The organism is Vreelandella sp. ssv (assembly GCF_059448525.1).
The window spans coordinates 917,057-940,846 of record NZ_CM182545.1 but is presented as its reverse complement, the minus strand read 5'-3'; the positions used below and the strand labels follow the sequence as shown (position 1 = coordinate 940,846).

General features: G+C 52.9%; 20 protein-coding genes. 17 read left to right on the top strand and 3 right to left on the bottom strand.

All coding sequences use genetic code 11. The features are described from left to right. Nucleotides 1–54: 54 nt before the first annotated feature. Nucleotides 55–1,689, bottom strand: a complete 1,635-nt coding sequence (locus AC5TBW_RS04360; protein WP_495510899.1) for a L,D-transpeptidase family protein — start codon at nt 1,687–1,689, stop codon at nt 55–57. A 107-nt stretch (nt 1,690–1,796) separates the two neighbouring features. On the opposite strand from AC5TBW_RS04360, the gene AC5TBW_RS04355 reads away from it, so the two are divergent. The 9 genes from AC5TBW_RS04355 (at nt 1,797) to AC5TBW_RS04315 (ending at nt 12,451) form a co-directional block, all read left to right on the top strand. Beyond that, complete coding sequence (locus AC5TBW_RS04355; protein WP_495510898.1) at nt 1,797–2,519, top strand: murein L,D-transpeptidase catalytic domain family protein; 723 nt, start codon at nt 1,797–1,799, stop codon at nt 2,517–2,519. A 170-nt stretch (nt 2,520–2,689) separates the two neighbouring features. Beyond that, complete coding sequence (locus AC5TBW_RS04350) at nt 2,690–3,820, top strand: CZB domain-containing protein (RefSeq protein ID WP_495510897.1); 1,131 nt, start codon at nt 2,690–2,692, stop codon at nt 3,818–3,820. 167 nt (nt 3,821–3,987) lie between these two features. Further along, a complete protein-coding gene (locus AC5TBW_RS04345) occupies nt 3,988–5,007 on the top strand; it encodes a patatin-like phospholipase family protein (RefSeq protein ID WP_495510896.1) in 1,020 nt (339 codons plus the stop codon). 368 nt (nt 5,008–5,375) lie between these two features. Continuing rightward, nucleotides 5,376–6,728, top strand: coding sequence for an MFS transporter (locus tag AC5TBW_RS04340; protein ID WP_495510895.1), 1,353 nt, complete (start codon nt 5,376–5,378; stop codon nt 6,726–6,728). 94 nt (nt 6,729–6,822) lie between these two features. After that, complete coding sequence (locus tag AC5TBW_RS04335; protein WP_495510894.1) at nt 6,823–8,106, top strand: nitrate- and nitrite sensing domain-containing protein; 1,284 nt, start codon at nt 6,823–6,825, stop codon at nt 8,104–8,106. A 109-nt stretch (nt 8,107–8,215) separates the two neighbouring features. After that, nucleotides 8,216–8,902, top strand: coding sequence for an SDR family oxidoreductase (locus AC5TBW_RS04330; RefSeq protein ID WP_495510893.1), 687 nt, complete (start codon nt 8,216–8,218; stop codon nt 8,900–8,902). Nucleotides 8,903–9,054: 152 nt separating this feature from the next. Then, nucleotides 9,055–10,047, top strand: coding sequence for an LLM class flavin-dependent oxidoreductase (locus tag AC5TBW_RS04325; RefSeq protein WP_495510892.1), 993 nt, complete (start codon nt 9,055–9,057; stop codon nt 10,045–10,047). A 23-nt stretch (nt 10,048–10,070) separates the two neighbouring features. Further along, nucleotides 10,071–10,565, top strand: coding sequence for a GNAT family N-acetyltransferase (locus AC5TBW_RS04320; protein WP_495510891.1), 495 nt, complete (start codon nt 10,071–10,073; stop codon nt 10,563–10,565). A gap of 230 nt (nt 10,566–10,795) precedes the next feature. Then, nucleotides 10,796–12,451, top strand: coding sequence for a sensor domain-containing diguanylate cyclase (locus AC5TBW_RS04315; protein ID WP_495510890.1), 1,656 nt, complete (start codon nt 10,796–10,798; stop codon nt 12,449–12,451). On the opposite strand, the gene AC5TBW_RS04310 is transcribed toward AC5TBW_RS04315, so the two are convergent. Then, nucleotides 12,448–12,993 (bottom strand): DUF1415 domain-containing protein, encoded by a 546-nt coding sequence (locus tag AC5TBW_RS04310; protein WP_495510889.1) that lies wholly within the window; start codon nt 12,991–12,993, stop codon nt 12,448–12,450. The genes AC5TBW_RS04315 and AC5TBW_RS04310 overlap by 4 nt on opposite strands. A 75-nt stretch (nt 12,994–13,068) precedes the next feature. Continuing rightward, on the bottom strand, nt 13,069–13,755 hold the full coding sequence (locus AC5TBW_RS04305) for a GntR family transcriptional regulator (RefSeq protein ID WP_495510888.1): 687 nt from the start codon (nt 13,753–13,755) through the stop codon (nt 13,069–13,071). Nucleotides 13,756–13,934: 179 nt separating this feature from the next. Between AC5TBW_RS04305 and AC5TBW_RS04300 the strand changes: the two genes are divergently transcribed. The 8 genes from AC5TBW_RS04300 to AC5TBW_RS04265 all read left to right on the top strand — a co-directional run bounded on the left by AC5TBW_RS04300 (nt 13,935) and on the right by AC5TBW_RS04265 (nt 23,688). Then, a complete protein-coding gene (locus AC5TBW_RS04300) occupies nt 13,935–14,504 on the top strand; it encodes a chromate transporter (RefSeq protein ID WP_495510887.1) in 570 nt (189 codons plus the stop codon). Further along, nucleotides 14,501–15,031, top strand: coding sequence for a chromate transporter (locus tag AC5TBW_RS04295; protein WP_495510886.1), 531 nt, complete (start codon nt 14,501–14,503; stop codon nt 15,029–15,031). Before AC5TBW_RS04300 ends, AC5TBW_RS04295 begins: the two co-directional genes overlap by 4 nt. 141 nt (nt 15,032–15,172) lie before the next feature. Continuing rightward, the gene (locus AC5TBW_RS04290) at nt 15,173–16,153 is read left to right on the top strand and encodes a Bug family tripartite tricarboxylate transporter substrate binding protein (RefSeq protein ID WP_495510885.1); all 981 of its coding nucleotides are present in this window, start codon (nt 15,173–15,175) and stop codon (nt 16,151–16,153) included. A gap of 57 nt (nt 16,154–16,210) precedes the next feature. Further along, the gene (locus tag AC5TBW_RS04285; RefSeq protein WP_495510884.1) at nt 16,211–16,681 is read left to right on the top strand and encodes a tripartite tricarboxylate transporter TctB family protein; all 471 of its coding nucleotides are present in this window, start codon (nt 16,211–16,213) and stop codon (nt 16,679–16,681) included. Nucleotides 16,682–16,694: 13 nt separating this feature from the next. Continuing rightward, nucleotides 16,695–18,209, top strand: a complete 1,515-nt coding sequence (locus AC5TBW_RS04280; protein ID WP_495510883.1) for a tripartite tricarboxylate transporter permease — start codon at nt 16,695–16,697, stop codon at nt 18,207–18,209. A 46-nt stretch (nt 18,210–18,255) separates the two neighbouring features. After that, nucleotides 18,256–19,863 (top strand): gamma-glutamyltransferase family protein, encoded by a 1,608-nt coding sequence (locus AC5TBW_RS04275; protein ID WP_495510882.1) that lies wholly within the window; start codon nt 18,256–18,258, stop codon nt 19,861–19,863. 143 nt (nt 19,864–20,006) lie between these two features. After that, nucleotides 20,007–21,854, top strand: coding sequence for an ABC transporter ATP-binding protein (locus tag AC5TBW_RS04270; RefSeq protein WP_495510881.1), 1,848 nt, complete (start codon nt 20,007–20,009; stop codon nt 21,852–21,854). A gap of 163 nt (nt 21,855–22,017) precedes the next feature. Beyond that, nucleotides 22,018–23,688, top strand: coding sequence for a methyl-accepting chemotaxis protein (locus tag AC5TBW_RS04265; protein ID WP_495510880.1), 1,671 nt, complete (start codon nt 22,018–22,020; stop codon nt 23,686–23,688). The last annotated feature ends 102 nt before the right edge of the window (nt 23,689–23,790 follow it).

Here is a 23,790-nt window from a genome sequence, read left to right as displayed (position 1 = left end):
GTTTCAACACGGCACTTAAGTGAGGTGCTTAAATTAGGTGCTGGGGCTAAGTATTTAAACAGGGCGCTGTAACGCCGCCAATAGTGCTGAATCACGGCGGTAAATGTCAGGCCTAAACTCTACCTCTCCTAGTGCATTGGGCCATGCGGTTAAATAGTGAAGCGCCACGGGAATACGCTGGGTCAGTCTTATGTTGCGGTCACTCCCGCCACTTAGCAGAGTACTCATTTGGTATTGGCTACCCGTATCTTGAAGCAACATTTGCGCAAGCTCCGCGACACCTTCGACCCGAATACAGCCCGAGCTAAGCGCACGCTGATCACGCTGGAACAGCCCTCGCGCGGGAGTGTCGTGCAAGTAGATCATGTCATCGTTGGGGAACCGCACCACCACCTGTCCCAGCGGATTTCCCGCACCCGCTACTTGGCGCAACATCACGCTGCCAGGGCGCTGCCAATCGATCTCTTCTGCGACAAGCGGCTCGCCAGAAGTGCTAATCACCTGAATATTTTTACGCGCCAAGTAATCGATATCCGCCCGCACACGGGGTAGCACATCCTCGCGCATGATCGTAGGCGGGATAGTCCAGGAGGGGTTAATCGTCAAATGGCTAATAGTGGAGTGAATGATCGGTGTTGCCCGACGTGGCGAACCTACTACTACTCGGGCATCCCAATGCTGACCGTTAGGGCGTACATAGTGCATACGGTAGCCGGCAATATCGACCCATACCCGTGGCTCGACAGACTGCATCGACCGGATCCACCGCGCGCGTTCTAAATTGACGCGTAGTTGATCAATTCGTGATGCCACGGTGGCATTCAGCGCTAGCCGAGTTTGTTCACCCACCACTCCGTCTTCTTGAAGCAAATGCCGCCGCTGAAAACGCTTTACGGCGGATTCAAGTGAGGCATCAAAAGTGTGCTGATTGGACGCCGTCTGTACGCCGATCATCGGGTAAGCGCTACTATCGGCCACCATCACATCAGCCTCACCCCATAAGGCCAATCGCTGACGCAGCACGACAACATCGTCGGCTTCGTCGCCTGGGCGAAGTGATTCATCTCTGGCGGCTAGATAGGGCACGCTTCCCAGCGTCGCCAGTTGATAATGCTGCTTTAAGGCTTCTCGCAACTGCTGATATTCAGTGGAAGAAGGTCTGGCTAACGCGATAGCGTCATCAATCTCACGATCCTCCACGGCATGCACAACACGCAGCATTGAGTAGCTGGTTTCCGAGCGTGGCGCATCCCACTGGGGTTCGACATCACGGGGGTTTACCTTGCCGCGCTGTAAATGATCCAGCGCCAGCAATAGCGAACGAGTGGCTTTAATATCGAACGATGCCTTCGCTGACTCACCGCTTGCCTGGCTGCGCTGAAACTCATCGAGCAACGTGTCAGCGTCATAATCGCTCGGCTCCAAGCCATCGTTTTCTAAGCTATTTAACGCCGTAATCAGTGACTCAACCACGCTCAGTTCTTGCCAAGCCGCCTGCTCATCGCGCAGCTGATAAAACTCAGCAATGGGCAGGCGATCCCCTTCTGCAACGCTTAGCTGCTGGGCCAGCGCCTGTTGCAATGGAACTGAATCAGCATATACATTGCTAACGCCTATAGAGCCGTGGGTAAACGTTAGACACAGGGCAACCCCTATCGCCCATCGTCTTAATGGCTGTAGCTCGTTCATTGCCCTCTCCTTGCGTTACTATAGACTTCCACACCAGCTGGCCTCTCTTTTAATCTTAGCCAGCTACTCTTTATCATGACTTATTATGACTTGCGGGACCGATTTATATGGCTCTTAAATTAAATCTTGCCAGGTTACTATTTTCCCTGCCTTTACTATTATTTACATTACCCCTGCATGCTGCCAGCTTCTTTTCCCAAGTGGCTTCAACGCCACCTCCGGGCGTGCTGACTTTGCAGCATCAATTGCAGCAGCTAGCCCCCCAAGCAACCCCTATTGCACTGCGTTTAGCTGCTCAGGCCCTTAACTGTGCCGACCCCAATGCAGAGCGCCTCGCGGTGATCGATTACTCACTGCCATCTACCGAGCCGCGCCTATGGGTATTTGATTTGGGCCAGCATAAGCTACTCTTCGAAGAACTGGTCTCCCACGGCCAGGGGTCTGGTGACACCCAAGCAGAAACGTTTTCCAATATCCCTGATAGCCATCAATCCAGCATTGGCCTATTTCGCACCATGAACAGCTACTATGGGCGTAACGGCTATTCACTGCGCCTGGAGGGTCTGGAACCCAACGTCAATGACCTAGCGTTTGAGCGTGCCATTGTGATCCATGGAGCAGACTATGTAAGCGACGCGTTCATCACCCAAACAGGCAGATTGGGGCGCAGTCATGGTTGCCCGGCGGTTCGTGAAGATGTGACTTATCCGCTGATCGATAGCCTTAAAGAAGATCAATATGTGTTTGCTTATTATCCCGACGCCGAGTGGCTCGCCACCTCTGCGTTTTTAGGTTGTTCAACTGCCGCCGCACAGCTTGCTCGCCGTTAATGTTATCCAGACTCTTAATAAAGGAAACGTTAACAACCTCATTCTTGCAGGCAATCGGCGGCTGAATTTCATCATTTAGGGCAGCTAAATCAGGCAAAACAGGGAATCCTCTGCAATACTTCGTGACAAATTAACACAAAGTATTGCTATCTGCTGTAGGTGCCTCTGCCATGTTCACCTTTATGCACCCTTATCAAAAAATTCGCCGCCTGGAACAGGAAGTCGCCGACTTACGCACTCAGCTTGAAGCCGCAAACCCCTCCCCCAGCAGTCGGCTATTAAGTATGATGAAGCCATCGCAATCCATCGGTATGATGCAAGCGAGAGGGGCGGATATGCTGGCCTCGCTTAATCACGGCATTCAAGAGTATGCCGACCAGCTTGCCGGTGAGCGAGCCACCCTCACGGAGACGTTTAACCTGATTGCCGCTGCCGAGCACGCGGTGAATACCCTTGATCAGCGCTGCCACGACCCAGAGTATGCCGAAGCGCCATCCACCTCGCCGCTAGTACTCGCTAAAACTCTGCACTCTCTCAGCCAGCTTCAGGTAGCACTTTCACGTAATGCTGGTCACGCCCAATCGTTAGCGGTGAGCACCGCGCTCGAAACAGCGCATAGCCAAGGGCTGCTTGGAAGGGCTGACTCAGCGAATCAGCAGTCACCAGGCTTAGCAGCCATCGCCGATGACGTTCACCGCCTAGCGCTTAATATGCATCAACTCAGCCATCAGCTCAGTCTGCTGATGGAGCAAGTTAATAGCCAAGTAAGAGCGCACTCGCAAGCGACAGTGAAAAAACGCCAGGTCGACGATGAAACCGCCCTAAAGGTGCATACCACCAAGCAGGCCTTGCATAAACTCGCTGATCAAACCCAGCATATGCACAAGGTGATCCATCACAGTGCCACGGCGGCGTTTTTACACTCGGCGAAGCTTGATCATGCGGTGTGGAAATGCCGACTTTATAAACAGCTACTGTCTGCGAACACAGATTCACCGCTGGAAGATCAGCATCAATGCCGCCTAGGCCGCTGGCACCATCAAGGCGAGGGTTACCAGCGCTATGCCCGCACCGATGCTTATCGGGCGTTAATAGCTCCCCATCGCCGCATGCATGAAAGCGGTGCTGAAGCGCTTAAGTTTGCCCGTTTAGGCGACCGAAATGGGCAATTGGCTGCTTTAGGCATCATGGAAGAAGCCAGTCAGCAGCTAGCGTTACAGTTGGACAACCTGATGGAACACGCCATGTATGAGGCACCCTACTCAACCAGCCATCACTCACCACTCGCGGGGGCTCCCTGAAAAAATAGCGCGCACTTCGTTGTTGAGATTTAACTCTCCGTTATCAGGCACCTTGAGTGCCCACCGCTGCTCTGTCGTCTAAATAGCCTTTCGTCTTCTCTAGCTGCCTATGCCATGCTGATTTTACTGCAACGACTCTTCTTACCAGTCGCAATGGGATAAAGCATATGGCACAGGTCAAAAAACTAGACCTCGCGTTACAAGGCGGCGGCGCTCATGGAGCCTATACCTGGGGTGTGATTGATCGCCTATTGGCGGATGATCGCATTGAAATTGAAGGTATCAGTGGCACCAGCGCTGGGGCAATGAACGGGGTAGTGATGGCAGATGCGTTGACTCGGGGTGATAAAGACACTGCGCGACAAGCACTGCACGACTTTTGGCAAGCGGTCAGCCGAGCGGGCATGGCAAGCCCTATTCGTCGTTCACCCATGGATATATTGACCGGCAACTGGAGTTTGGATAATTCCCCCGGCTTTATTGCCATGGATCTATTGAGCCGGGTGGCTTCGCCTTATCAACTCAACCCGCTTAACATTAATCCACTGCGCGATATCGTAGCCAACCATATCGATTTCGAGCGGGTTCGAAAATGCCGACAGCTGAAGCTGTTTGTAACAGCCACAAATGTGCGCACGGGCAAACAACGCGTCTTCCGCCGCGAAGAGATGAGTGTTGACGCGGTAATGGCGTCGGCCTGCTTACCCTTCATGTTCCAAGCGGTGGAAATCGATGGCGAGGCGTATTGGGACGGCGGCTATATGGGCAATCCAGCGCTGTTTCCCCTCATGGAAGAGTGCAGCGCAAGAGATATTCTGCTGATACAAATTAATCCTATCAGCCGAAGTGACGTCCCTACCTCGGCATCCGCCATCATGAACCGCCTCAATGAGATCACCTTTAATTCAGCGCTGATTAAAGAGATCCGGATGATCGCACTGCTTAAGAATGCCTTCGATGAGCAAGGTATTGAAAACTGCTACCAGCAAGCCCTGTTTCACCGCATTAGCGGAGAGCAGGCGCTTGAAGAGCTTTCAGTCTCCAGTAAATCCAATTCTGAGTGGCCTTTTTTATGCCATCTATTCGAACAGGGCCAAGCCGCAGCAGAACGCTGGCTAGATGAACATTTCTATGCCCTTGGCGAATACTCCTCGCTCGATATAGACGCTGTTTATCTTCATGAATAACGATCAGCACGGACAGCGGTAACGGGCAAACGTAAACCTTATGCCCCTATTTAGTTAGCACCAATATGCCGCAGAGTATGAACTGGCTGCCCAATTATGCAGCATGCTCGCGGCTTACATACGCTCAGCAACACTGTAAAAATAAATTAAGATTATGATTTTTAAAATTAAAAAATCAACTGGCAAACTATCTGCATAAGTCCTACCAGTGGTGGTAGGCGTGGACCAGGCCCAACCGGGTACGAGTGCGTCGAACCTGACCTTCAATGGTGAAGGCATGTTCTCGTCAATGGTTTGCGCGACGCGCTGGATGCTCTGTTCTGCGTTGCGTAACGATCAACTCGTTTTATGCCCCGTGAGGCCATCCCATGGACATACGCAATAAAGCCAATCGTATTCGGCTATTCAATTTCTCTACTCCGCAAATGCGCGCTTTCCACTTCTCGTGGTTCGCGTTTCATATCTGTTTCTTTGGCTGGTTCGGCATCGCCCCCCTAATGGCGATCGTTCGCGAAGACCTTTCACTGACCCAAACACAAATCGGCAATACCATTATTGCGTCGGTGGCGATCACGGTGATTGTGCGTCTTGCGATTGGCGTATTGTGCGATCGTATCGGTCCGCGTAAAACCTATACCGGGCTACTGTTGCTGGGCGCTATACCGGTGATGGGCATTGGCTTGGCCGATAGCTTTGAAACCTTTCTATTGGCGCGCTTAGCCATTGGCGCCATTGGCGCCTCCTTCGTTATTACCCAGTACCATACATCTATTATGTTCGCCTCCAATGTGGTCGGTACTGCCAACGCCACCAGCGCGGGATGGGGTAATTTGGGCGGTGGCACTACCCAAATTCTGATGCCGTTGATCTTCTCAGGCATGCTGATGTTGGGCGTTAACGAGGCCTTTGGCTGGCGCTTGGCGATGATGGTCCCCGGCGTCGTTATGTTCTTTACCGGTATTGGCTACTGGTTCTTCACCCAGGATGCACCCAACGGTAATTTCAGCGAGCTACGTGCGCGCGGTGAGTTGCCCGAAGCGACCGGTGAAAATGGCGCAAAGCAGAGTTTTCTAGCTGCTGCCAAGGATATCCGCGTTTGGGCACTGTTTGTTGTCTATGGCCTCTGTTTTGGCGTAGAGCTGACCATCAACAATATCGCGGCCATTTACTTCTTTGATAAATTTTCTCTCACCTTGGCCACCGCAGGCCTAATCGCGGGCTTATTTGGGTTAATGAATATTTTTGCCCGCACCCTGGGCGGCGTTTTCTCAGACCTTTTTGCTAAACAAGGCGGCTTAAAGGGCCGCGTCCGGTGGCTGTTTATTGCCCTGATTTGTGAAGGGATTGCCTTGGTGGCGTTCTCGCAAATGCATGTATTAAGCCTCGCGATTGGCATCATGCTGGTATTTAGCCTGTTTGTGCAGATGGCGGAAGGCGCGACCTATGGGGTTGTCCCGTTTATCAACAAAAAAGCCTTGGGCGCAGTTGCTGGCATTGTCGGCGCTGGCGGTAACGTAGGCGCGGTGGGCGCTGCATTTCTATTTCGCAGCGAAAGCCTGAGCTATCAGCAGGGCTTGTTCTACCTAGGCCTCACGGTGTTGGTACTGGCCTCGTGCGTATTGCTGGTACGCTTTAGCGATGCCACCGAAGCCGAAGAGGCCAAAGCTTACCGCGATGCGGTGGGTGATGACGTAGGCGCGGGAGCCCTGTCGTTACGCTAAGCGCTTTCCAGTACACTCCAGTGCACTCCCATCCCGCTAAGTCGCAGTATGGGAGTGTGGATTTTTAGGCGGCTAGTCACTCAAGGAAATTTCTATGTCCTCAGCGCAGCAACTGCTCCTAACCGCCATTCGTTGCGATATAGACAACTTGACCCACCTTGCCACCACTGCCGATATCGTTGGCGATATCAGCCGCTTCATTCATATGCTCCAGCGTGAACGGGGCGCCTCGACCATATACCTTGCCTCTCAGGGGCAGCGCTTCAAAACCCGCCGCGACACTTATCGGCAGCACAGCCAGCAGGCGGAAACGTTAATGCGCCAACGTCTCGAAGCGCTTAGCCAAGAGGCCCGCCCTCAGGCAGCTGCGCGCTTACTGCGCAGGATTGCCGCCGTTTGGTATGCCCTTGATGAACTAGGCGAGCTGCGCCAAGCCATTGATACTTTTGCCATCTCCCCCGACGCGGCAACTCAGGCCTTTAATCAACTGACCAGTGGACTCCTGGCCATTGTATTTGAAGCCGCTGACACCTCGATCGACCCCGATATTACGCGTACCTTGGTTGCCATTTTCCATTTGATGCAAGGCAAAGAGCTGGCTGGTCAGGAGCGTGCCTGTGGCGCGTTTGGCTTTACCCATGGCCACTTCGATGAAGCCCACCGCGGTTTGTTGAATCAATTGGTCTCGGACCAGCAGCGCTGCTTTGATACGTTTGTGGAGTTCGCCACGCCTGAGGCGCAGCAAGCATGGAATAGGGAGCTTTCACCGCGAACTCTGGACGGTATTTGCCACCTTCGCGACATCGCCTGCCAGCGCAGTTCAACGTCACAATCCCCGCCTAGCGATACGTCTGATAAGCTTGGTGAAACGTGGTATGAGCTGACCACGCTGCGTATCGACGCGATGAAAACGGTTGAGGACGCTCTGATTTCCCACCTGAGTGCGCTTTGTCACCGCAAAATCACTCAGGCCGAAGATGGATTGGAAAAAGCTAAAGCGGGCCCCTCCCACCTTACGCCGCCCCCTTGCGAACATCTGCTAACGCTGGCAAGTGCGCAGCCATTGGGTGATTTAACCGCCAACGCCCTAACATCTCCGTTAGGGCGCTCGCTGATTGAGCTTACTCAGGCGCAGGCCAGCCGCCTGCAGGGGTTGAGCGATGAGCTTGAAAACACCCGCAAAGCGCTCCGCGAACGCAAATTAATAGAGCGTGCCAAGGGCCTTATCATGGCTCATCAAGATATGAGCGAAGAAGAGGCCTACCGGTTTCTGCGTAAAACCTCGATGGATCAAAGCAAAAGCATGGCAGATATGGCCCAAGCGATTTTGGATCTTTCAGCAATGCTGAAACGCAAAGAAGATAACCACTCCCGCTAGCGATAAATAAGCTGAGCCGTAGCACGTGGGTTGGGTGTATGTTTGCAGGATGTCATCACCTTAGCCATGCTAAAGGCTTATCTCATTTAACGAACAAGGAGTGCAACCCATGCATAAAGGCGTGCTATTAATTACCGGCGCATCCAGCGGTATCGGCGCAGCCACCGCCCGAGCAGCCTCTCGAGAAGGCTATAAACTGGTACTGGCTGCCCGTTCCAGCGAGAAACTCACCGCTCTGGCGCAAGAATTGGGACCGGAAAACGTATTGACCTGCGAGCTGGACGTGACCAATTTAGAGCAGCAGCAAGCGATGGTGGAGCAGGCACTCGAAACCTTTGGCCGCCTTGATGCCATTTTTGCCAACGCCGGTCGTGGCGGCTCACCCGGTGGGTTTAGTAGTGCCGACCACGAAGCATGGCGTGAAATGATTCTGACCAATATTTATGGCGTTGGTCTTACTATTCAAGCCTGCTTGCCCGCCTTAAAGCGAAGCAAAGGCCATGTGTTATTAACCGGCTCGGCAGCAGGTCGCACGACGATCCCTGGATCGATGTATAGCGCCACTAAGTGGGCGGTCACCGGCATCGGCTATAACCTGCGCGAAGAACTACGTGGCACCGGCATGCGCGTGACGCTGATAGAGCCGGGAATGGTCGACACGCCCTTCTTTGATGAACCACCCGAGCATGCCCTAGAAGACCGGGACATCGCCAACGCGGTGGTCTATGCGCTTTCACAGCCAGCGCATGTCGACGTTAATGAAATCCTTATTCGCCCTACTCCCCCACTTGAGTAACGGTTAATCGAACCATCACCCCATGCCCGCACAGTCACATCTAAATGGCCGACACCTTGCAATTTATCTGCACTGACCGCATAACGTGTAATTACCAAGCGCGCTAAGTAATTTTTCACGATAGCGCCAACGAATTAACTTGCAGGTGAACCATGAGCCAACTCGCTTCCACGGCGCTTTCCGTCCTTGATCTGGCCCCTATCCGTCAGGGCGGTAGCGCCGCTGAGACTTTTCGCGACAGCGTCTCGCTTGCGCAATTAACCGAGCGGCTCGGCTATACCCGTTACTGGCTGGCCGAGCATCACAACATTGCTGGCATCGCCAGCGCTGCAACTGCAGTGCTGATCGGCCATGTGGCCGGGCAAACGTCGACGATCCGGGTCGGCAGTGGTGGCATCATGCTGCCTAACCATCCGCCGTTGGTCATTGCTGAGCAGTTCGGCACGCTGGAAACGCTTTATCCTGATCGCATAGACCTGGGATTAGGCCGCGCACCCGGTTCTGACGGCGCTACGATGCAGGCTATGCGGCGCAACGCGCACGCTGGTGTCGACGACTTCCCGCAACTACTGAATGAGCTGCGCAGCTATTTAGCTGATGCAGACCCTCAGCAGCGGGTAAAAGCCGTCCCTGGTCAGGGCACTCATGTGCCCATTTGGCTGCTGGGTTCCAGCGGCTACAGTGCGCAACTGGCGGCCAAACTAGGCTTGCCCTTTGCGTTTGCTGCCCAGTTTGCGCCAGGCTACTTATTCGAGGCACTGCGCTTATATCGCGACAACTTCCGCCCCTCTGAGCACCTGGACAAACCCCATGCCATGGTCGGCCTACCGGTGATGGCCGCTGAAAGCGATGCCATGGCTCACTACTTGGCAACAACCGCACAACAGAAATTTCTTAATCTTATTCGCGGTAAGCCAACGCGGTCTCAGCCACCGGTTGAACAGCTGGATTGGTCGCCGGTTGAGCAGGCCCAAGTCAGCCAGTTCTTAGGCGCAGCCATTATTGGCGGACCTGAAACGGTTAAAGCAGAGCTTGAGGAGTTCCAGGCGCGAACCGGTGCTGATGAGTTAATGATTAATAGCGATTTTTATAATCATGCCGACCGGCTACGCAGCTACGAAATTGTGGCAGAGGTCGCCCGATAAGCCCTTAGCTGCACAGGATACTTATGACCACACTCGCTTTCTCTCCGATAACGGATGACGATTTTGCTGTCTTTTGGCCCACCTTCCAAGCCATTGTCTCAGCACAAGAGACCTATGCGTTTGACCCCGATATCAGTTTTGACGCTGCTCACCAGCTATGGTGTAAAGCGCCGAACGCCAGCGTGGTTGCCAAGGATGAAAATGGACATTTGCTTGGCGCTTACTACCTAAAAACCAACGCGGCAGGCCCCGGTAATCATATCTGCAACTGTGGTTATATGGTAACGCCCGCCGCGCGCGGCAAAGGGGTAGCGCGCGCCATGTGCGAGCACTCCCAGCAGCAAGCACGGGAACTGGGGTTTTTAGCCATGCAGTACAACGCCGTTGTGGCTACTAATGAAGTGGCCGTCGCGTTATGGCAGAAGCTTGGGTTTCGCATTGTGGGTACTGTTCCAAACGCATACCGCCATGCGAACCTGGGTTTTGTCGATACCTATGTGATGTATAAGGCGCTCTAGCGCCTTTGATACATAGCCCGTTCGTAAATGTAGAGGCTTACTCTATTGCGACGCAAGGTTGCAATAAGAAACGTTTGCCTCACAAATCCATTGCAGCAAACGTCGCGCAAATTGTGTTTTTTTCCGGTAAAGTTATTTTAATAACATAAGTTAAGCAGTTTGGACGTTAAGTATCCCTTGGATCCTTTCGCCCTTCGCACATGACACTTTTCATGGAATAGCCTCTAGTAATGTCTTTTAGATCCGCGTTTTTCTCACGCTTCTCACTGCGCTCGCGTTTTATCGCCCTGATTGTCACTTTGGTATTTGCGACGACGCTACTGCTTGGCTGGGTGGCATCCCGGGAATCGGCGCAGCAAATGGAAGCCACTATTGGCAATGCGGCGTCTGAAGCAGCCTACCAAATGGTGGATAAACTGGACCGCAGCATGGATGCGCGGATTAAGGAAGTTAAGCTACTGCTGGGTATTCAAGCTTTTACAAATGATGCTGACCCTAGCCTACTGCGTGAGCAGCTGGAGCTACTACAGAGCAACCATAACGTTGTGTCGTGGATTGGTTTTACCGATTCAGAGGGGACTGTTCTAGCTGCTACGGGTGGGATTTTAGAAGGGGTTTCAATCGCACAACGCCCGGTATTTATTGAGGGCCGGGAAGCGATGTGGGTAGGTGATGTTCATGAGGCAGTGATGCTAGCCCAATTGCTGCCCAACCCCAATGGAGAGGCTCTGAAGTTCGTCGACATTGCCACCCCAGTATATGACGCCAACGAGCAGTTAAAGGGCGTTCTGGCAGTGCATTTAAGCTGGCAATGGGCTGAATATGTACAGCAATCGATGCTTGCGCCTACCAAGCACCAGCAAGATACAGAGATGTTGCTGCTGTCAGCGAACGGCACGGTGCTGCTAGGCCCGGCGGCGCTAATGGGTCAATCATTAGACAGCATGAAGCATATACCAGGCCCCACCAATACATCCCCGCAATGGGCCATTGAAACGTGGCCTAATGGCGAGCGCTTCATGACAGGCTATGCCCGCAGCAGCGGCTTTGAAGACTTTCCTGGCTTAGGCTGGATTGCCGTTAGCCGTAAACCCGTGACTTCCGCCCTTGCGCCTGTTGAAGCACTACAGGCGGCCATTATGGGCACTGGGGTCTTATTGGCATTGCTCTTTGCGATGATTGGATGGGTAATTGCATCGCGCCTAGTTGCCCCGCTCACCCGCTTAGCGAAAGCCGCCGATAAAATGCAGGATGGCGAACACGCCGATAGCATTCCTATGGAAAGTGGCTCTCCAGAGCTTAAGCACCTATCGACCTCTATGCGCAACATGGTCACTCGCTTACGGGATCAACGCAGCACCATCAACCGTTTAGAAGATCTGGCCAATACCGACCCGTTAACGGGTCTGCCGAATCGTGCGTTTTTAAATCAGTACCTGCAGCTTGCGATACCAGAGGCGGAAAGAAACCAACAAAGCATGGCCGTTATCTTTATTGACCTGGACGGGTTTAAGCAGGTCAACGATGAGCTAGGCCATCATGCGGGCGACCTGCTGTTGATTGAGATCACCCATCGGTTGAAAAGCGCGTTACGCAGCGGCGATGTGGTTGCACGAATGGGCGGTGATGAGTTCGTCATGGTACTTAAAACCAAGGAAGAGCATCTGGAAATGCTCACCCATGAGATTAGCAGACGGTTACTGAGCTCCATCGACCAACCCGTTTTATTACCTGACAACGAGCAGGCAAGTGTTGGGAGCAGCTTAGGTGCCGCCTGGTGGCCCCATCACGGGCATCATATCAACACCGTACTGCAGCTTGCTGACGACGCACTGTATGCAGCTAAAGCGAAAGGCAAGCATCAGCTCGTGATTCACTCGGTCTAATCAAAACAACGCTGAAGCTGTTGCTCAGCGGCCTCGCTACCCATTGCCGTTAACTTGGCAATATTACGCTCTGGAATAGCGTCAGTATCGCCATAAAATTCGATCGCCTTTTCGACACTCTCTTCGCGGAGCAGGTGCACCATGGCGTAAGGGGAGCGGTTGGTATAGTTCGAAGCATCATCAGGCTCAGCGTCTTCAAAGCAGTAGTCCGGATGAAAAGTCGCTAGCTGATAAATGCCTTCGTAACCCTGATCAACCAAGATACTTTCGGCCAGCTCGACAAAATCCAGATAGTGATCAAAGCTTTTGAAAAGCGTTGGAAATACCAGCAGCGTGGTTTCAGTGTCGGGGTGCTCATCCAACCACTGCACCTCGACCATCAGCTCCTCAAGCGCCACTTCGATTTTTTTAGACCGAACCACTTCTACGCGAATAGACGCTCGCTCCAGCTCCCGCTGTGCAAACGGGCAAATATCATGTGCCACAATAAAGGTGCGCACCCAATTCAGCGTTTGCTCTACTACTTGATTATCTGTGTGCATAGCACCCTCACGATCATCGTCAGGTCGGCGACGCCAACGCTTTGTACGGGGAGTTTACCAACTGTTCCTGGCTAACTACACGTGCTCTTGATAGCGTTTCAGGGCAACTTCATAAGATTTATGAATGTGATCATCCATTAATTCACGCGCTGCCTTAGCATCCCGCAGCAGCGCCAGTTCCACGAGTTGATGATGCTGATCATCTAACTCTTGACGAATCGTGGGCATTTTTGGCCCTAAGCGGCGGTAGCGGTCAAACTGATCATGCAACTGCTCAATAAAACGTAATAACCAGACTGAACCACACGGGGCGACCAGCGTGCGGTGAAACTGGGTATGCAGATGTTCCCATCCCTCGCCTTTATCCAAGGTGATATCAGCACGCTTAAGGCGATGAGCGGCTGCCAATAAATCGGCCTCCCAGAGTGAATCACCGTTCGCAATTGCCCGCTCTAACGCCATTCCCTCCATCTCTAGGCGCATGTGGGCAATATCATCAAGTTCTTCCCGCGACAACTTCGGCACACGAAAACCGCGTTGGTTCTCCTGCACTAATAATCCATAAGCCGCTAATTTATTGAGCGCTTCCCGGAGCGGACTCAAACCAACTTGGTAATGCTCCTTGAGCGCATTAATGGCGAGTTTTTCACCCGCTACAAAGCGTCCACCCACAAGGTCCTTACGTAAATTATCAAACACACGACTTGATGCAGTACCTGCTGGTCCTGCTGGCGTCACTACCTTCGGTAAGGAATTATTCATGACGATGTCCTTTATTCATCTCAGCTCCCGCTGTCCATTTAATTTTTCACTGTTGACGTCGGATCGGGTACTACCTATATTCTATTTTAGACAAGATAATCGATTTTTTAACCTACAAACGATAAATAAGGCCTGGATATGCTTCTGATCTCCTCGTTGGCTCTGCGGGATGCGCGTCCATGAATCCACCCGCCGCCTCCTGGCAACTCTTCTGGGCTTTTTTCCGCGTTGGCATCTTTGGTTTCGGCGGAGGCCCCGCGATGATTCCCTTAGTGCGCGCCGAGGTCGTCACCCGCCACCATTGGTTAACCGACGAAGAGTTTGCAGACGTCCTGGCGATCGGCAATACCTTACCCGGTCCTATTGCCACCAAAATGCCCGGTTATATTGGCTATCGCGTGGGCGGTGTGTCTGGCTGTATCGCCGCCGTCATTGCCATTATCTTGCCCATGATTGTGGCGATGATTGTCATGTTAAGCATTTTTAGCCGATATCGCGATGTGGCCTGGATTCGCGGGATGGGCCAAGCGGTTGTGCCGGTGGTAATGGTAATGATGGCACAACTTACCTGGGACTTTTTTGATAAATCCCAGGCTGCTCTTGGCTGGCTGGTAAGCGCAATAATGGCCACTGTTGCCGCCGGGCTGATCTACTGGCTTGGTATTCACCCCGGCTGGGTCATTGGCGCCATTCTACTTGCCGCCCTCCTGCGCCCTACCGGCAAGAAAAAAGCGGAGGGGACGGCATGATTTATTGGGATCTCTTCTTAGCTTTTTTTGTTCCGAACATTATCGGCTATGGCGGCGGCCCGGCCATTATTCCACTGATTGAGGCCGAAGTGGTTGGCCGTTATGGCTGGATGACCGCACAAACCTTCGCGGAAACATTAGCCCTCGGCAATGCATTACCTAGCCCTATCGCGACCAAAATGGCCGGCTATGTGGGTTATGAAGTAGCAGGTATTGGCGGTGCCTTCATCGCCGTGGCCGCTACGGTGATTCCAACGTTGCTTTTGATGCTTGGCGCACTAGGGCTGTTGTATCGTCATCGTGATTCCCCCCGGGTCAAGCGCATGAGCCAGTGGGTTCGCCCGGTCATTGCCATGATGATGGCTTGGCTAACGTTGGGGTTCCTGCTCGAAAGCCTCAACACCAGCGGCGCGCTCCATACTGCGATTATTGGCATCGTCGCGGCTATCGCACTCATTCGCTTCAACACGCATCCCGCGTTTGTGGTCATGGGCGCTCTGATTTATGGAGGGCTCTTTCTCGGCTAACACTCACTAACACACGATCTCGCAGATAGACGATTGTGTGGTGACAACAAGAACCCGATAACGGGACCACGCGCTCACCACGCCGCTGCCATTAGAGCGGCATCCCACAACACCAAACTCAATCTATAAAGGTGTACAAGAATGACGCGTTCAACATTTACTCTAAGCACTACCCTCGCCGCCATCGGACTTGCGTCTAGTATGGCAATCGCATCCACCGCGCATGCTGATTATCCTGAGCAGGATATCCGTTTGATCATCCCTTATGGCCCGGGCGGAGCAACCGATATACTGTTCCGGCTCATTTCCCAAGAGGCTGAAAAGACGCTGGGTGAATCCATTGTTCCCGTCAATATGGCGGGTGCAGGGGCGACCCTGGGTTCGCGTAATGTGAAAGACGCGGATCCCGATGGCTATACGCTGCTTGGCAGCCACGACACCATTGCGCTTTCGAAGCTCGCCGGTACCGTCGATTATTCATTTGATGCCTTTGAACCCATCGCACTGCTCACCCAAACCATCAACATTCCGACTACGCACGCCAATCACCCCGTCCAGAGCGCAGACGAAATCGCTGACTATGTAAGCGAGCACCCCGGACAAGTCCGCTTTAGCATGATCCCTAGCTCTACCGACCATTTCTTCTGGGCACAGTTTTTCCAGGAAGCAGGTATCGATATGGCTGATGTACGCCTAGTAGGTTATCCAGATACCGGCCAACAGGTATCGGCGCTGTTGGCGGAAGAAATTGATTTCGCGATGTTCAACCTGCCTTCGGGCGGTGCGTTCTTTGAAGATGGTACCTTCCGCCCACTAGGTATTGCCCATCCCGAGCGCCTCGACAGCATGCCGGACGTGCCAACCCTGCGCGAGCAAGGCATCGAAATGGATCACTCCACCAGCCGTGGCATTTTCGCACCCAAAGGTACTCCGCAGGAGGTCCTCGACACCATCGCTGATGCATACGGACAGGCGCTTGAAAATGAAGAAGTAAGCAGCCGCATCGAGAATGAATTCGGCTCTGTTGTGCGCTTCCTGGCCGGTGATGATTATCAAGCGTTCTTGGATGAAAACGAAGCTGCGCTAAGCGCTGCTGCCGAAAACATCGATTTCCAGAACTAAGAACGCACCCTCTAGCCCACGTAGCTGCGTGGGCTAGAGGTACCGGAGGCATCGCTAATGCTAACGCTAACTAAAGACCGCGCCTTGGCGCTGGCGCTGCTCTTGATTGTGGCTGTCATGTGGAGGGAATCAGGCAGTATTGCCCCACCCACCAGTTGGCAGCCATATGGGTCAGCGCTGTTCCCACGTATTTTATTGGTAGTGATCGGCGTTTTTTCGCTGTTAATTCTGGTGCGTTCCTTATGGGTAAAAGTGCCTGAACGGGCTGGCGCAAAGCAGCTCATTCAAGAGTGGTTTCAAAGCCGGCGCATCATACTCGCTCTGTTTGTACTGTTTGGGCTGTATGCCGCATTACTTCCCGTGGTGGGTTATATCGCAGCCACCATAGGCTTCTTAGTCGCTTCTCTTGCGCTACTAATGGGTATCAATACGCGACGTAAATGGATGATCAATCTCACCCTTAGCTGCACCCTGGCTATCGTGATATTTGTCGTTTTTCGCTATGGCCTGAATGTTTGGCTGCCTTAACCTGGAGTAAATAATGACGAACTTTTTTCTCCAAGCGCTCGCTGAGGTCGGCACGCCATCAGTCTTGGGCCTGATTACTATTGGCGTACTGTTTGGGATTGTCGGCGGCAGCATCCCCGGCTTCACCGTCACCATGGCCATTTTGGTGGTCTTCCCTTTCACATTTTCAATGGATCCGGTAAGCGGTGTCTCATTGATGGTCGGTGTGTTTGTAGGGGGTTACTCAGGCGGCATTGTGTCTGGCGTCATGTTAGGCATCCCCGGCACCCCCTCTTCTATTACTACCGTTTATGACGGCTACCCGATGGCACAGAAAGGCGAACCTGGCCGTGCCCTGGGCATTGGCGTCGCTTCATCTTTTTTAGGCACCATCATTAGCGTGGCGGTATTGGTATTCTTCGGCCCGCTAATTGCCAGCTTCAGCATGAACTTCCGGCCTTGGGAAATCACTGCGTTAATCGTTTTCGCGCTGACGCTTGTGGCAGGACTTTCCAGCGGCGCTCTACTCAAAGGGCTGATGGCCGCTGCGTTGGGGCTTTTGATTACAACCGTTGGCTATGACCGCAACAGTAATCTGCGCTTTGACTTTGACCTTCCAGTGATGGGTTCTGGGTTCGAAATTCTGCCTGTGATGATCGGCATATTTGCCTTCTCCCAACTGCTTGGCAATATCGAAAAGCTTAAGGACGAGAAAAGCGAAGCCAAGAAAATCGATACCAATGTCACCATCCCCTACGGCCAGATACTCAAAGATATGGCAGGGCAAAAGCTCAACACGCTGCGCTCCTCTCTCATTGGCAGCTTGGTGGGTGCGCTACCGGGCACAGGTGGCACCGTCGCGAACTTCTTGAGTTACGATCAGGCTAAAAAATTCTCCCGACGCCCTGAAGAGTTCGGTACCGGCACCCCTAGCGGTATCGTGGCATCTGAAGCCTCTAACAGTGCAGTGGCAGGCGGCGCGTTTGTTCCCACACTGGCACTGGGGATACCTGGCGATTTGCCCATGGCGATCATGATGGGCGTACTGATTTTGCACGGCATTACGCCGGGCCCAATGATGTTTGAACAAAACCCAGTATTAGTCGGCGCTATTTATGCCAGCCTGCTCATTGGTGCAGTGGTCATGGTGTTATGCAACCTGCTGCTGGTGCGTTGGTTTGCCAAAATATCGTTAATCCCACAGCAGATTCTCGTTCCCGTCGTATTGATGCTGTGTGCGATTGGCGCCTATGCCCTGAATAACAACCTGTTCGACATTTGGGTGCTATTCATCTTCGGGATCATTGGCTACCTGCTTTGGAAGGCCGAAGTCCCGCTGACGCCGCTAATACTGGGTGTGGTGCTTGGCGACAATCTTGAGCGCCAGCTATTCCGTGCTCTTGAGCTTAATGAAAGCTGGATGACCTTTTTAACTCGGCCACTCTCAGCACTTTTCCTCGCGTTAGCCGTCGCTTCCATTCTGTTTTCGCTCTATCAGGATCGAAAGATTCAGCGTTTAAAGAATGCCGCTCTACGCGAAAACATTTGATTTACAAATAATTTAGATCGACAACACTGCTTAAAAGGAAATTGGTATGCATCAAGGTGCACTTTTTTACCCCAGCGCCTCGCGCCGGATGGCAACGTTCGGCAAACGTGGCATGGTTGCTACTTCACAGCCATTGGCGGCGCAAGTGGGTATTAGCATACTGCAGCAAGGCGGGAATGCGATTGATGCAGCGATTGCTGCTGCCGCTGCATTAACCGTGGTGGAACCCACGTCGAATGGGATCGGCAGCGATGCCTTTGCCATTGTCTGGGTCGACGGCAAACTGCACGGCCTCAATGCCAGCGGCCCTGCCCCGCAAGCGGCGACCATTGAAGCACTGAAAGCACTTGGCCACGACACCGTACCAAACCATGGCATGCTGCCTGTCACGGTACCCGGTGCCCCTGCCGCGTGGGCGGCACTGTCTGAGCGTTTTGGCAAGCTGCCGTTTGCAGAGCTGCTAGCCCCTGCCATTGCGCTGGCAGAAGAAGGTTTCCCCGTTTCCCCCGTTATTCATCAAATGTGGAAGGACGCCTTCACCAACTATTCGGCCTATAGCGAGGCTTCTTTCAAACCCTGGTTTGATACGTTTGCCCCCGAAGGTCGAGCACCGGAAGCTGGTGAACTGTGGCGCTCGGAAGGCCATGCGAAAAGCCTAAAAGCGATTGCCGATACCCACGCCAAGGCATTTTATGAGGGCGAACTGGCCGAAGCTATCGATGCGTTTTCCCGCGAGCACGGCGGCCTATTACGCAAAGAAGATCTGGCGGCTTACCAACCGGAGTGGGTCGACCCGATTAGTGTGCGCTATAAAGGCCATGATATTTGGGAAATCCCTCCCAACGGCAGTGGAATGATCGTACTTCAAGCGCTGGGTATGCTAGAGCACTTAGGCGAAGAAGGGCGAGATCCGGTGGAAACGCTACACCGTCGTATTGAAGCCACCAAACTGGCCTATGTCGATGGCTTCGCACATGTGACCGACCTGAATGCTATGCGCCCCACCATTGACCAGATGCTGGCCGACGACTATTTGAAATCGCGGGCTGCACTGATTGGCGAAAAGGCGGTTGACCCAGTACACGGCAACCCGATTCAGGGCGGCACGGTGTATCTCGCGACGGCTGACAGCGATGGCAATATGGTGTCACTGATTCAAAGTAACTTTAAAGGCTTTGGCTCGGGCATGGTCGTTCCCGGCACTGGCATCAGCCTGCAAAACCGTGGTTGGTCGTTCTCACTCGACCCGCAGCACCCTAATGCTTTGGCGCCCGGCAAACGCACCTATCACACCATCATCCCCGGCTTTATCACCAAAGATAACCAAGCCGTTGGGCCGTTTGGTGTGATGGGCGGCTATATGCAGCCCCAAGGTCATGTGCAGGTGGTAACGGCGATGCTAGAAGATCAGCTTAACCCCCAAGCTGCCCTTGATATGCCACGTTGGAAGTGGACCAAAGGCAAAACCATCGAAGTCGAGGCCGACTTCCCTAATCACTTAGCGCTTGCGCTGGCCCGCCGAGGCCACGACATCGTTAAAGTCGCCGATTCCATCAGCTTTGGCCGTGGGCAAATCATTCTACGCGACCCTGAAACGGGCGTACTGCAAGGCGGCACCGAGCCGCGCACCGACGGGGCAGTGCTTCCCTGGTAAATTGTTGCCCTGAAAAGGATCTATACATGTAATTTTCTCTCCGCCGCGCTGCCGTTGAAGGCAACCGGCGGTTGAGCTGGCTATCCACGCTTAACCACCGCATCATGGCACTCCTTTTTTGCTAGATGCTTGCCTGTCCAACTATGTCACCACCACCCTCTGAATCTACCTCCTCACCGATAAGCAGCTTTTTGGGCGTCTTCCGATACAGTCGGCGCGCGCTTGGCTTGGTGTGGGAAACCTCCCGATGGATGATGCTTGGCCTAGCACTGTGCACGTTGGTCGCGGGGGTGCTTCCCGCCGTCGCAGCCTGGGTAGGCCAATTGATTGTGGATGGCGTGGTCAGTGCCATGGACGCTCATCAAGCCGCTTCAGACCCCAACCTGTTGACGTCTATTACCCCCGTATTGAAGCTAGTGGCTATTGAGGCGCTGATCATTGGATTAATCGCGCTGGCCCAGCGCGGCCTTTCAGCCCAGCAGTCGCTGTTAAGAGCGCTATTGGGTCAGAAGGTCAACGTCATGATTCTGGAAAAGGCAGGCACGCTGTCCCTTAGCCAATTCGAAGATTCAGAGCTCTACGACCAGCTCACCCGGGCACGGCGTGAAGCGTCTACGCGCCCGCTTGCGCTAGTGAACAAAACCTTTGGGCTGCTGCAAAATGCCATCTCTCTCGGTAGCTTTGGCGTACTGCTGGTGCAGTTCTCTCCTTGGGCCCTGCTGATCCTGGTCGCTGGCGCTCTGCCAGTATTTGTATCGGAGGCCAAATTCTCGGGCGATGCTTTTCGCCTGTTCCGATGGCGCTCGCCACAAACCCGCATGCAGATTTATTTAGAGACGGTACTCGCTCGGGAAGACAGTATTAAAGAGGTCAAGCTCTTTGGTCTTGAAGGGCTATTTCTTAAGCGCTACCGCGATATTTTCACCCAGCTGTTTGCAGAAGATCGTCGTTTAACCCTTCGCCGGGAAAGCTGGGGGTTTCTGCTCGGCTTGCTCGGCACTCTAACGTTTTATTTGGCCTATGGCTGGGTAGTGATCGAAACAATTGCCGGGGCGCTCACGCTGGGCCAAATGACCATGTATTTGATGGTCTTCAAACAGGGCCAGGCGGCGCTCTCCGCCAGCCTTACTGCCATTAGCGGCATGTACGAAGATAACCTTTATCTATCCAATCTTTATGAGTACCTGGAGCAACCGGTTGAAGCCGAAAGCGGCACGCTAACCCAGGGTGCACAGCCGGGGGATGGGCTACGTTTTGAGAACGTTAGCTTCTCCTACCCTGGCGGCGCTGCTGTTCTACACGATATTTCGCTGCACCTCTCCCCTGGGCAGAGCTTGGCTTTGGTGGGTGAAAACGGCTCAGGCAAGACCACCCTGATCAAACTGTTAACGCGGCTCTACCAGCCTACACAGGGCCGAATTCTGTTAGACGGTAGCGACCTACGTGACTGGAGCGCTCAAGCACTGCGTGAGCGCACCGGTGTTATCTTTCAGGACTTTGTGCGCTATCAGTTGCAGGTGGGCGAAAACCTTGGTGTCGGCGATACTCATGCCTTTAATGACCAAGAACGTTGGCAGAACGCCGCTCGTCACGGCATGGCGGATGAGTTTATTACGCGCATGACTAACGGTTACAAAACCCAGCTGGGACGTTGGTTTAAAAATGGCCAGGAGCTCTCCGGCGGCCAATGGCAAAAAATTGCCCTTTCCAGAGCGTACATGCGCGAAAATGCGGATATCATCGTGCTCGATGAACCCACTGCCGCCATGGATGCCGCCGCAGAAGCCGAAGTATTCACCCGTTTTCGTGAACACAGCCGCGATAAAATGGCGATACTGATCTCGCACCGATTCTCGACAGTACGCAGTGCTGATCTCATTGTTGTTATAGATCAGGGGCATATTATCGAGCGTGGCACCCATGAAGAGTTGCTTGCTGAAAATGGCCGTTATGCGAACCTTTTTCAACTACAAGCGGCTGGATATAAATAAACTCTCAAATATAAATCGTTCTTATTATAATCATAAAAAATGTTATACAGCTAACTAAAAGGCGGAACGTAAACAAAAGTGACAAGTATCATTAAACTATCGACCAAAATAATACTTTAAAGGTAATGTGCTCTCATCGTTTTCCACTACAGGAATGGCACATATGAACCGCCTTCATCAGATAAAAGTTAAGTATGCTCTTGCCTTTATAAGCGTTGCGTTAGCACTACTGGCTATTGTGGTAGCCGATGCGCTGCTCGTTAACATGGTAAAGGGTCGCTTAGATACGTTTATTAAAAATTATATTCCTGCTAGCTCCACCGTACTCAATGCCGATAGAGACCTGTACCAAGCTCGGGTAGCTGAGATCGAGTACCTGTTAGCAGACCCCGGCACGGAGCGTGCATCGGCGCTAATCACCGAATTCGAAGAGAATTCACAGCAGGCTTATGACCGCATGGGCCAGTATGCCGAATATATGCAGGACTACCCAGAATTAACCACACAACTAGCCAACTTTGAAACGTTGTATAGCGATTGGCAACAAGAGGCAACGCGTGTATTTGAGTTGCATCGAAGCGGCAACTCCGCAGCAGCATTAACTATGCTATCCGGCTCATCACTCGCTAATTTTAGTGCACTGCGCGATGTATACGATGTGTCAGGAATGAATATTGAGACGGCCATTAAACAAGCAGAAGCAGCGGTAGTTAATAGAATTCAAGTACAACAAACCTCTACTATCATTATTGCATTAATCATCTTTATTGCAGCAACGCTAATTGCGCTATTAGGGCCGCTAATGATGTCTCGGGCTATCCGCCAAATCAGCGGTCGTATTAAAGATATTACCGAAGGCGATGGCGATTTAACCGCGCGGATTGATAACAAGCGACGCGATGAAATTGGTGAATTGGCACAACAGTTTAACGCCTTTATTAAACGTATTGACGATACGCTTCAGTCAGTTAGCAGCAGCACAGTGAGCCTTCAGCATGCATCCACTGAAATTGCTAAAGGCAGTCAAGAACTTGCAGCACGCACCGAGCAAGCCGCTGCGAACTTGCAGCAAACCTCTGCTTCGATGGAGCAAATAGCAGCGGTGGTCAACAACGCCTCAGACTCCGCCCAGCAGGCTGACCAGCTCGCACTTTCAACCAAAGAGTTCGCACAGCAAGGTTTGCATTCAATGAAGGCTGTTGAGCAGACTATGGGGACGATTAACGACTCTTCATCAGAAATCAGCAATATCGTTAGCCTCATTGATAGCATCGCTTTTCAAACCAATATCCTGGCGCTAAATGCGTCGGTGGAGGCTGCCCGCGCGGGTGAACATGGCCGAGGCTTTGCAGTGGTCGCGCAAGAGGTGCGCATATTGGCCAGCCGCTCCAGTGATGCCTCCAAAAACATTGCCACTTTGATCAATACCTCCTTAAGCCGCACAAAGGCGGGCGTCGACCAAGTGAAACAAACCGGCGTAACCATGCAGGAGATGGTAAAAAGCATTGAACGTGTGGCTGACGTGATTGCCGAAATTAGCGCCGGCGCGAAAGAGCAGAGTGTGGGTATTGGGCAAGTCAACGACGCGGTCAACGAGTTGGACAGCATGACCCAACACAACGCCTCGATGGTGGAAGAGTCCAGCGCTGCTGCGGCAGAGCTAAGAGAACAAGCCGACCGACTGGGCGTGCTGGTGGGGGCCTTCAAGCTCAGCAATGCTAACGAGCAACCAACTCTTGGCCAAGCAGCGCTTGCCCCTGCGGCTAATAAGCCCTTGCCTGCGCCTCCACGTAGACTGGCGACTCCCCAGCAACCTGAATGGGAGTCGTTCTAAACAGACTGTCTCTATGCTTCCTTGGGCTTACATAAGCCCAAGGAATTTTACCGCTTAGCTATAAAGCAGTGTCCTTTCGAACTATCGCGCAAATCGATAACT